Source organism: Caballeronia cordobensis (assembly GCF_001544575.2).
In the GTDB taxonomy this organism is placed as follows: Bacteria; Pseudomonadota; Gammaproteobacteria; order Burkholderiales; family Burkholderiaceae; genus Caballeronia; species Caballeronia cordobensis.
The window spans coordinates 183,198-193,532 of sequence record NZ_FCNY02000015.1 but is presented as its reverse complement, the minus strand read 5'-3'; the positions used below and the strand labels follow the sequence as shown (position 1 = coordinate 193,532).

Here is a 10,335-nt window from a genome sequence, read left to right as displayed (position 1 = left end):
GGCCAAACTGCGTGTGACCGCGGGCGGTGACAAAGCTGCTTTCTTTGGTGACTTTCTTTGCAGCAGCAAAGAAAGTTACCCCCGCCCCGGGGAGGGGCAGTGCTAATAAACCAACACCAAAACAAGTTCCACAAACAAAAAAAGCACCGCAAAGAAGAAAACCCCTGACGGTGCTCAGCGTTGCCCAACGCAAAAAAAACTTACTTAGTCCAAGCCTCCACCCGATCCCCATGAGCCGCGATCCAGGCATCCGCCGCAGCCTGCGGCTTCTCCCCATTCTGCGTCGCGAGCATCACACTATCGATCTCACCCGGTTTCCACTGAAACTTCTTGAGAAACGCCACCACCGGCGGTGCCTTCTTCTCGAGCTCGGGATTCACGATGTTATCCACGTGCTCCGACTCGCCAAACACCTTCTTGGGGTCATCCAAAAACTTGAGCTTGTACTTCGCGAACATCCAATGCGGTTTCCAGCCGGTCACGATAATCGGCTTATTGGCCGCTTCGGAACGCGCCAGTTCCGCCGTCATCGCGGAACCCGAACTCGGCAGCAGCTTATAGTCGAGGTTATAGGCCTTGATCGCTTCGCTCGTCTTCTGCATCACACCCGCGCCAGCATCGATACCTACAATGCGCGAATCGAATTCCGCCTTCTTCGCCTCGAGGTCCGTCAGGCTCGACACGTTCGCATACTCAGGCACGATCAGCCCGATCTTCGCGTCCTGAAAGTTCGGCCCGAGATTCACGACCTTCGCCTTGAAGTTATTCCAGTACGCGCCATGCGTAACCGGCAGCCATGCGGACAGCGTCGCATCCAGATCGCCGCGCGCGACGCCCTGCCACATCACGCCCGCCGCGACCGGCACGAGCTGCACCGGATAACCCAGCTTCTTTTCGATGACGCGTGCGGCAACGTTCGACGTCGCCACGCTATCGTCCCAGCCTTCCACGTAACCGATCTTGATGGTCGGCTTGTCAGCGGCATTCGCCACAAAACTCGCGGTCAATGCAGCAGACATCGCCCCGAGCACGAGCGCTCTTCTCATCGGTTTCATTTGGTTTCCCCTTAGCGGCCCCACGCCGTGTAGCGAACAGAATCACCAGCCAGAATTGCCTCGTAACGCGCTTTTACGACACACAGTTGTCAGTAAGCGACGCGCCCGACGCGCAAGCTCACTTATCGACGACGAGATCGCTCAACGGCTTGCTGCAACACAGCAGCACCATGCCCTGATCGATCTCGCGTTGCCGAATGCCGCCCGCATGCTTCATGCTCACTTCGCCCGAAACGAGCTTCACCTTGCACGTTCCGCACATGCCCTGCGTACACGACGAAGGCAAACGAACACCCGCCTTCTTGGCCGCATCCAGCACGTGCTCGCCGCTGCCGCATTCAATATCGCGCCGGCTCTTCGCGAAGTTCACCTTGAACTTCGTTTCGATTGCCGGCTCCACCACGGGCTCGATCGCAGGTTCGGGGGCGGGCGCGGGCGCGAAGCCAACCGCCTCCTCACGCGCCTCGACGAAATCGGTTTGCGCGACGATTGCGTCGGCGACGTGCGCGGTAGCGAGTTCCGCCGCCACCTCCTCCACGACGCCAAACGAAAAGCTCTCTTCGTGATACTGCTTGCGATCAAAACCGCCTTGGTCGAGCAGATCGCGCACCGCCTTCATGTACGGTGCGGGACCGCACGTAAAGACTTCACGCTCGAGAAAGTCCGGCGCGATCAGCTTCAGAAGCGGCAGCGTCAGAAACCCCGTCACGCCCGGCCAGTTCGTGCGTGCGCCCACGCGCTCGCAGACGAACGAAGTGCGGAAGTTCCTGTGGTTCGACGCGATCAGATCCAGTTCGCGCGCGAAGATGATGTCGTCCGGCGTGCGGGCGCTATGCACGAAGACGATATCGGCATCGTCGCCGAGTTCGTGATGCGCGCGGCTCATCGACATGAGCGGCGTGATGCCCGACCCCGCCGACAAGAACAGATACTTGCGCGCCGGATGCTGCGCGCAGGTGAACTCGCCCGACGGCCCGAGCACGCGCACGGTCGCGCCCGCGACCATGTTGTCGTGCAGCCAGTTCGAGACCGGGCCGCCCGGCACGCGCTTCACCGTAATGGAGATCGTGTGCGGACGCGTCGGCGCCGACGAGATCGTGTAGCAGCGGTTGATCTGCTCGCCGTCGATCTCGAGTTCGAGGGTGATGAACTGCCCCGGCTGGAACGAGAACGTCCGTTCGCCGGGCGCTTTGAAGAAGAAACTTTTCACGTCGTGCGTTTCTTGCCGCACGTGACAGCAGACGAGCGTTTCGTCCGTGTCGCAATCCCAGCGCTTGGGCAGCGTCCCCCAGAATTGCGGCTGGGTGACACGGCTTGAAGTCGGCTCGAACGTGGCCTGATCGCGCATCATGTTCTGCTCCTGCTACGGCGGCTTTAGCGCATGAAGGAAACGACTTTCTCGCCGTGCGACGCATCCACGCCGTGCTCGGGCGTATCCGCGTAATCGGCAAGACGCCCGATGTACCACTCGCAGAATTTCTCGACGAGTCCTTCCGTGAACGGCGAATACGGGCCCGGCTCGTAGGCGTTGCTCGCGACGCCCAGCTGCGAATACTCGACGAGCGTGCGGTCCTGATCGTTCGTCGCGCGCCACACGGCCGTGAGGTTATCGACCTCGTAGTCGATGCCCTCGCGCGCATCCTTGTGCACGAGCCACTTCGTGCGCACGAGCGTTTCGCCCGATGCGAGCGGCAGCACGCAGAACGTCACGATGTGATCGCTCATGAAGTGATGCCACGAGTTGGGCTGCGTCCAGAACGAGAGGCCGCCCAGGTCCGCCTGCTCGAAGCCGCCGAGCAGCTTCTTCGATGCCACTTTCGCGTCGAGCGTCTGCGATTCGCCGTCGCGGTCGAGCGGCAGACGTTGCGTGCGAAAGCCCGTCACGAGATCGCTCAAACGCTCGATTTCGGCGGACGGCAGGCACATCGCTTCCCATTGCTTCGTGCGCTCTTCGACGGTCTTCTCGAACGCGGCCATGCCTTCTTCGTTGGCGGGCGAGCGTTGATAGCCGAAGCCGTATTCATAGAGCGAAATGGTCAGCTCCGGATGATTCGCGACGCAGTGATAGCACTCGCGATTGTTCTCCATCGTGAGCTTCCAGTTGCCCTTCTCGACGATATCGATGCTCGCCGCGATCTTCGTGTCCCTCAGGCCATGCGGCGCGAGATACGGCTCCATCGCTTCGCGCATCACGGCGAAATCGGCGGGCGGTTCGTCGGCGAGGCAGATGAAGATCAGGCCGGCGAGATTCTGCACGTGCACTTTCTTCAGACTGTGCTTGCAGCGGTCGAACTGATCGCCCATATGCTCCGCGAACATCAGCTCGCCGGACAGGTTGTACGTCCAGCTATGGTAGGGGCACACGATATTGCCGAGCGAGCCCTTCTCCTGATTGCACAGGCGCGCGCCGCGATGCCGGCACACGTTGTAGAAGGCGCGGATTTCCATGTCGTCGTCGCGCACGATCAAAATCGAGTCGCTGCCGATCTCGACTGTCGTGTAATCGCCCGGCTCGGGAATGTCCGGTTCGATCGCGACCTGAATCCACGTCTTGCGGAAAATGGCATCGAGGTCGAGCGCGTGGATTTCGTCGCTCGTGTAGAACGGCGCCTCGAGCGTGTGGCCCTTTTTGCGGCGTTCGATCAAAGCGCGAACGTCTGCCGAAACTTTCATCGTGTGCTCCGTTGTGCGTCACGTCTGGTGCCCCGCCAAACACCTTTGAACGCGGGCTGCTGCTTTCTGTATGTGGGTTCGGGACTGCGTCGGAAATCAATAATCGACGAGTTGATGCTCGCGCAAATACGCCAGAATCACTTGTGCTTTTTCGACGGAACTCCCTTCAATTACGACGCTGCCGCCGCGGCTTTCCGTGGTCGTCGCACCGAGCATGCGCGAGTGCCCGGAACGCTTCTCGGGCGCAGCCAGTTTCTTCGGCTTGGCCGTGACCGGACCGACGCTCCAGAGCGTGCGGTCCTTGTCGGCGGGCGCATTCGCCGCAACCGGCGCGACATGGCCCTCGCGCATGCGCGCATAGGCGTAGCGCGGCGCAGCATTGGCAAGCGGATGCACGGCGATGAGCGCAGGCAGCGGCGCGCGCACGCGTCGGCGCAAACCCTTAGGCATGAACTGGCGCACTTCGACGCCCTCTTTCATCACACTGACATCGACTGCCGCGCCGACGAGCGGCACGTTCAACGCATCGGCGAGCTTGTAAGGCAGCGTGCCGCTGTCGAACGCGCCTTCCGCGCGCGTGCCGGTCATCACGAGGTCGTAGCCCGCGAGCCGTTGCGCGAGCGCAGCGCTTGCGTCGCCCTGCGTGTTGAGCACTTCGACTTTCGGCGCGCCGAGCGCGACATATTCTGCAAGCGCCGGATTCGCCGGATCGCCCGCATGCAGCACGTCGAGTTGCGCGCCGTGCTTCTTCGCGATGTCGATGGCGATCGTCAGCGCCGCCGCATCGTTACGGCTATAGCGCGCGACGCCGCTGACCGGGTGACGTCCCGTGGAAACCAATACGGCGATCTTCATGCTGCCACTCCTTCGACGACGCGCGCCGTCTGCACGATCGACGCGCCGCTCGCACGCGCCGCACGCGCGGCGGCTGCGGCATCGGTCAGCGCCTTGATGGTCTCTTGCGTGTCCGCGACGATGGTGAGATTCGCGCGCTTCGCGATGGGCGCGCTGGCGTCGAGATTCACGGCAATCACGTGACGGCAATCCTTGATGCCCTGCAAGTGCTGCACGGCGCCCGAGATGCCGAACGCAATATAGACGCTCGCCTCGACGGTCTTGCCCGTCGCGCCGATCTGCTTGTCGCGCGTGAACTTGCCGTCGTCCACCGCCACGCGGCTTGCGCCGATCGCGGCGCCCAGCGTGCCCGCGAGCGCTTCGAACGCGGCGATATCGGACACGCCGTTGCCCGCCGACACGATGAAATCCGCTTCCTCCAGCGCCACTTGCGCCGCGTCCATCTCTTCGATGCCGAGATCGACATATGCACTGGCTTTCGATGCGGGCACGATGCTTTCCGCCTTCACCGACCCGCCCGCGCCGACGAACGGCAGCTTCGCATCGACGGCGTTCGGCGCGAGCAGCACGACATCAGGCAAGGCACGCGATGCGACCGCGCGCCCCGCATGCGCATACGACGCGACATGCGCCGCATCCAGCTCGACGACGTGCGTCGCGACCGATGCATCGGCGCGCGCGGCATAGCGCCGGCCGAGATCGCCGTCGCCCGTCGCGTTGTCCGGCATGAAGACATGCGCGGGCGTGAAGGCGGCGACGCAGGCCGTCAGCGCGCGCACTTCTTCGTCCGGTGCGAAGTTGCGGCGGTCGAACGCCGGCAGTTCGATATAGCGATCCGCGCCGAGCGCGGCGGCATCGTCCTTGAACTCGCCGAACGCGATCAGCACGACTTCCGTCTGATCGTCCGCGAGCAATGCGGCGGCGGCGAGCGCCTGGCGCGCGTGATCGTCGAGCGCGCCGCGATCCGTATGCGCCGCGACGAGCAGCGCGCGCGTCGCGGGCTTCGTCGTGCGGCGCGGTTTCGTCGCTTCCTTGTGGCCGCCGTGCGTGAAATTCACCACGACGCCGTTGCCGATCTCGCCGAGCGTGATGCGCTTGAGCCCATCCGCCGTGATGATGAAGGGACGGCGCGGATCGATTCGTTTGATGTCGTTGTTCATCGCTTCACTCCAATGCCGCTGCGACGAGTTCCGCCACGTCGAGCACTTCGGGACGAGGACCGACCACGCCTTCGAGCATCGCGGTGCATTGCGGGCAGCCGACCGCGACCACTTCCGCGCCGATCGATTTCGCATCGGCGATGCGGATATCGGGAATGCGCTGCTTGCCGGGAATATCGGTGAGCGGCGCGCCGCCGCCACCGCCGCAGCAGCGTGCACGCATACCGTGACGCTCCATCTCGACGACCTTGATGCCGATGGTCTTCAAGAGCTTGCGCGGTGCTTCCGTTTCGCCGTTGTAACGCCCGAGATAGCACGGATCGTGATACGTGATCTTCTTGTCGGCGAGCACGGCGGCGGCCTTCGGCGTGAGCTTGCCGGTCGCGACGAGCTCGGCCATGAACGCGGTGTGATGCTGCACTTCGTAATAACCGCCGAGCGCGCGATATTCGTTACGCAGGCTATGCAGCACGTGCGGATCGGCCGTCACGATGCGGCGGAACTGATACTGCGACAACGTGTTCATCAGCTTCGACGCGCATTGCTGGAACGTGGCTTCATCGCCCAGACGCCGCGCGGTGTCGCCCGTGTCCGTCTCCACGCCGCCGAGCACCGCGTAATCGACACCCGCCTTGTTCATCACCTTCGCCAGCGCGCGCAGCGTGCGCTGATAACGCATGTCGAACGCGCCTTCGCCGGCGATCAGCAGCACATCCACCGGACGTCCCGGCTGCGCGACCTGCACTTGCAGATCCACCGACCAGTCGTAACGCGCACCGATGTCGTAACCGTTCTGGCTGCCCGTCTCGCGCAGATTCGCCAGCGTGATCGGGCCTTTGCCCGGCACATCGCCTTCGACCAGCGTCTGATTGCGCCGCATATCGACGATCGCATCGACGTGCTCGATCAGCATCGGGCACTCCTGCACGCAGGCGCGGCAGGTGGTGCAGGACCAGATCGTGTCGGCTTCGATCATCTGCGAGATCAGCGGTTTGGCCGGTCCGCCCGAATGCTTGCCGACCGGAATGCCGGGCGTCGGGCTGCCCGCATATTGCGAGTCCGAACCGCCCACCATGCCGACGACGAGATCCTGGATCAGCTTCTTCGGATTCAACGGCTGGCCGGATGCGAACGCGGGACACGCCGCTTCGCACTTGCCGCACTGCACGCAGGCGTCGAAGCTCAGCAGTTGATTCCAGCGAAACTCGACCGGCTTGCCGACGCCATATTCCTTCGCATCGAGCACGGGCTTCTTGAGCGCCGTGGGCGGCACGGCCTCATGTTCGTGCTGCGTCTTCGCATGAAAGCGCTCCTGACGCGGATGAAACGCGAGATGCAGCAGACCCGCCATCGCGTGCTTCATCGGGCCGCCTTGCGCCGCGCCGAACGTCATCGTGTACGCACCCGCCGCGATCAGCAACGCGATGATGACCGCGAGCGAGCCGGACATCCACGAAGCCGGCAGCAGCGTGAACAACGCGAGACCCGCGGCGAACGAGCCGAGCAAAAGCGGCAGGCTGTCCCACGGTCCGTGCGAGAGGCGCGCGGGCACGTCCTTCGCGCGGCGGCGCTTGTACACGAACATCGCGCCGACGAACATGATGATCGCCGCCAGGAAGATCGCGCGGTCGAGCCAGACCGAATAAATCGCGAGACCGTAGTTGATGAAAACGAGCGCCATCGCGAGGATCGCGCCGCCCGCCGTCGCGACGTGCGTCTTCGCGATGTACGGGTCGCGCGCCACGACATGATGCAGATCGACGAAATAGCGCTTCGGGATGGTGAGCAGATTCGCCCAGCCATACGCGCCGGCCGTCGTCGCGCGGCCTTCGCGCCAGTATGCCGCTCGCTTGAGCAAGGCGAACGCGAGGCCCGCCATCGAAAGCCACAGCAGCGCGGTGATGACAAACACGGGGTTCATCGTCGAATACCTCGTCAGAAGTCTTTGCAGAGGCGCAGCGAATCGTAGATCGCGCTGTGGATGTTGTGCATCGAGATGCAGTCGCCGACGCGGAACAGCAGGAAGCGTCCGTTGCCGAGCTCTTCGCTCAACGAGGGCTGCGGCTGCGATGCGAAGAGCGTGTGCATGTCGATCTGTCCGTGATTGAGCGACTCGGGCTTGAGCTTCCAGTAGAGCGCGTCATTGGGCGTGATGCCGTTTTCGATCACGACCTGATCGACCGCGCGCTCTTCCTGCTCTTCCGTGTACTCGTTGCGGATCACGGCGATCTTCTTGCCGTCTTCCTCATAGACCTTGTCGAGCCAATAGTTAGGAGTATGAATCACGCCCTGCGCATACAGACGCCGATAGAAGATCGGGAACGTGGTGCCGCCGGTGTCGTCGGCAACCTTCACGTCCGGCGTGACGATCTCCACGTTATTGCCGCGCGACGCGATGAAGTCCGCGACGCCCGCGCCCGCATGCGTGCTGACGCCGTCGTACACGAGCACGTTCTTGCCCGGCTCGACCTTGCCCGAGAGAATGTCCCAGGAGCTCACCGCCAGACCTTGCTCGACGCCCCACGCGGGCACCTGATCCGTGAATGACGAGCCGCCCGTCGCGAGCACGACGATATCCGGCTTCTCCGCCATGATCATCTTGTCGTCGGCCGCGACACCGAGACGGCGATCGACGCCAAGGCGCTTGGTTTCCATGTCGAACCAGCGCACGATGCCAGCCATCTGTTCGCGCTGCGGCGCTTTCGCGGCGAGCATGATCTGGCCGCCGACGTAGTCGTTCTTCTCGAACAGCACGACGTCATGGCCACGCGAACGCGCGACGCGCGCTGCTTCCAGACCCGCGGGGCCCGCGCCGACCACGACGACCTTGCGCTTCGGCCCGCGCGTCTTTTCGATGACATGCGGCATCGTCTCTTCACGCGAAGTCGCCGCGTTTTGCACGCAGAGCACGTCGAGCCCGTTGTACTGGCGGTCGATGCAATAGTTCGCGCCGACGCACTGCTTGATCTCGTCCTCGCGGCCATCGCGAATCTTGATGACCATGTGCGGATCGGCAATCTGCGCGCGCGTCATGCCGACGAGATCGACCATGCCGTTCGCGAGCAGTCGTTCCGCCTGACCTGCATCGCGAATGCTTTGCGCATGCATGATCGGCAGCTTCGTCACTGTCTTGATGCCCGCCGCGAGATGCACGAACGGCTCGGGCGGCAGCGCCATCGGCGGCATGCAGTTGGCGAGCGTGTTGTGCGTATCCGCACCGGAACCGATCACGCCGATGTAATCGATGAGACCCGTTTCGCTCATCGCCTGCGCGATTTCCTTGAGGTTCTCGTGCGAGAGTCCGTCTTCATGGAATTCGTCGCCGCACATGCGCAGGCCGACGCAGAAGTCCGCGCCCACGGCTTCACGCACGGCCTTCAAGACTTCCGTGCCGAAGCGCAGGCGGTTTTCGAGCGAGCCGCCCCATTCATCGGTACGGAAATTCGTACGCGGGCTCCAGAACTGATCGATCAGATGCTGGTGCGCGGCCGAGATTTCGATGCCGTCCATGCCCGCATCCTTCACGCGCTTCGCGGCCGCGGCGAAATCCTCGATGATGCGCTTGATCTCTTCCACTTCGATGATCTTCGCGTTGCCGCGATGCACCGGCTCGCGCACGCCGGAGGGCGACATCAGATGCGGCCAGTGCTCGCCGTGCCATGCGGAACGGCGGCCCATGTGCGTGGCCTGGATCATGATGAACGCGCCATGACGATGCATGGCTTCGGCGAGACGAGCAAGCGGATCGATAACCTTATCGGTCGAAAGATTCACCGACTTCCACCAGCCTTGCGGGCTGTCGATCGACACGGGACTCGAACCGCCGCACACGGCGAGGCCCACGCCGCCCTTCGCCTTTTCCTCGTAGTAACGGATATAGCGGTCGCCAGGCAGGCCGCCCGGTTCGGCATAGACCTCCGCATGCGCGGTGCTGACGATGCGGTTGCGCAACGTGAGCTTGTTGAGCTGAAGAGGCTTGAAAAGGTTCGGGTAACGCATTGCGATCGACCTCGGAATGGTGTCTTTGCTTACAGCGGCGATACTTCAAATACGCAATGAGCGTGGCCTTCAGCAGCGCATTGCGTCTCGATCGACTTCGAGCGCGGGCCCTTCTTCGCGCCTTCGGGCGCGGTGTCGTTCACCCAGTCCATCGCGCCGGCGAACCAGCCCGCGAACATGTAGCAGAGCTTGCCTTGCTTGCCCGGCTGCTGAAGCACGAACGACGAGTTACGCAGATGAATGCGCGCATGCGACGTCTGCGGATCGGCTTCGACGATGTCGAACAGACCCCAGCCGCGTTGCGACAGACGCTTCAGGTAATGTTCGAACGTCGCCATGCCGCTGATGCCGTGCTTCTCGGCTTCCTTGTCGCACCAGTGATAAGCGGACTTGTAGCCGGCCTTGTAAAGAATCTCGGCATACGTCTCGAGGCCGAGCGCTTCCTCGACAGCGACGTGATTGTTGGTGAAGAAGTGACGCGGCACGTACAGCATCGGCAGCGCGTCGGTGGTCCATACGCCGGTTTGCGGATCGACGTCGATAGGCAGTTGCGGTTGCATTGCGGGTTTCCTTTGTATTTGTCGTGGCTCTCA

The 10,335-nt window shown here is 63.0% G+C and carries 9 protein-coding genes; all 9 read right to left on the bottom strand.

Annotated features, from left to right (window positions below):
* On the bottom strand, positions 1-232 hold a 232-nt coding region (locus AWB70_RS39385), incomplete at its 3' end, for a hypothetical protein (RefSeq protein WP_143281707.1).
* Positions 201-1,055, bottom strand: coding sequence for a glycine betaine ABC transporter substrate-binding protein (locus tag AWB70_RS26670; protein WP_014251492.1), 855 nt, complete (start codon positions 1,053-1,055; stop codon positions 201-203). The genes AWB70_RS39385 and AWB70_RS26670, both read right to left, overlap by 32 nt.
* A gap of 118 nt (positions 1,056-1,173) precedes the next feature.
* Positions 1,174-2,406, bottom strand: a complete 1,233-nt coding sequence (locus AWB70_RS26665; protein ID WP_053569673.1) for an FAD-binding oxidoreductase — start codon at positions 2,404-2,406, stop codon at positions 1,174-1,176.
* A 23-nt stretch (positions 2,407-2,429) separates the two neighbouring features.
* On the bottom strand, positions 2,430-3,728 hold the full coding sequence (locus tag AWB70_RS26660) for an aromatic ring-hydroxylating oxygenase subunit alpha (RefSeq protein WP_053569674.1): 1,299 nt from the start codon (positions 3,726-3,728) through the stop codon (positions 2,430-2,432).
* Positions 3,729-3,824: 96 nt separating this feature from the next.
* Complete coding sequence (locus tag AWB70_RS26655) at positions 3,825-4,583, bottom strand: adenine nucleotide alpha hydrolase family protein (protein WP_053569675.1); 759 nt, start codon at positions 4,581-4,583, stop codon at positions 3,825-3,827.
* Positions 4,580-5,743, bottom strand: coding sequence for an electron transfer flavoprotein subunit alpha/FixB family protein (locus tag AWB70_RS26650; protein ID WP_053569676.1), 1,164 nt, complete (start codon positions 5,741-5,743; stop codon positions 4,580-4,582). The genes AWB70_RS26655 and AWB70_RS26650 overlap by 4 nt, the downstream gene beginning before the upstream one ends.
* 4 nt (positions 5,744-5,747) lie before the next feature.
* Positions 5,748-7,664 carry a (Fe-S)-binding protein gene (locus tag AWB70_RS26645; protein ID WP_053569677.1) on the bottom strand — a complete coding sequence of 639 codons (1,917 nt, stop codon included), beginning with the start codon at positions 7,662-7,664 and terminating at the stop codon, positions 5,748-5,750.
* Between the two features lie 14 nt (positions 7,665-7,678).
* On the bottom strand, positions 7,679-9,742 hold the full coding sequence (locus AWB70_RS26640) for an NADH:flavin oxidoreductase (RefSeq protein ID WP_053569678.1): 2,064 nt from the start codon (positions 9,740-9,742) through the stop codon (positions 7,679-7,681).
* 29 nt (positions 9,743-9,771) lie between these two features.
* On the bottom strand, positions 9,772-10,302 hold the full coding sequence (locus tag AWB70_RS26635) for a DUF5943 domain-containing protein (RefSeq protein ID WP_045455330.1): 531 nt from the start codon (positions 10,300-10,302) through the stop codon (positions 9,772-9,774).
* Between the last annotated feature and the right edge of the window lie 33 nt (positions 10,303-10,335).